At 54.3% G+C, this 683-nt stretch carries 1 rRNA gene; it reads right to left on the reverse strand.

The annotated features are described in order from the left end of the window. A 23S ribosomal RNA gene (locus tag WN59_RS07810) occupies positions 1–683 on the reverse strand; the annotation flags it as partial.

Raw genomic sequence — 683 nt, forward strand, 5'->3', positions numbered from 1 at the left:
ACATCGATGGCATTCGGAGTTTGTCTGAATTCGGTAACCCGGGATGGGCCCCTCGTCCAAACAGTGCTCTATCTCCACGATGCTCTCATGAGGCTATACCTAAATATATTTCGGAGAGAACCAGCTATCTCCAGGTTCGATTGGAATTTCTCCGCTACCCACACCTCATCCGGTCACTTTTCAACGTAAGTCGGTTCGGCCCTCCATCCAGTGTTACCTGGACTTCAGCCTGGACATGGGTAGATCACCTGGTTTCGGGTCTGCAACCCCATACTCGTACGCCCTCTTCAGACTCGCTTTCGCTGCGGCTCCGCATTCGCTGCTTAACCTTGCATGAGATCACAACTCGCCGGTTCATTCTACAAAAGGCACGCCATCACCCATTAACGGGCTCTGACTACTTGTAGGCACACGGTTTCAGGTTCTGTTTCACTCCCCTTCCGGGGTGCTTTTCACCTTTCCCTCACGGTACTGGTTCGCTATCGGTCACTAAGGAGTATTTAGCCTTGGGAGATGGGCCTCCCGGATTCCGACGGAATTCCTCGTGTTCCGCCGTACTCAGGATCCACCGGGCCAAATAATGTCCTTTGCCTACGGGACTGTTACCCCCTCCGGCCGGCCTTTCCAGGCCGTTCGGCTCAACATTACTTGGCGTGTCGGTGTCCTACAACCCCAGCCGAAGC

The sequence above is a fragment of the Salinicoccus sediminis genome, assembly GCF_000986795.1.
GTDB classification, from domain to species: Bacteria; Bacillota; Bacilli; order Staphylococcales; family Salinicoccaceae; genus Salinicoccus; species Salinicoccus sediminis.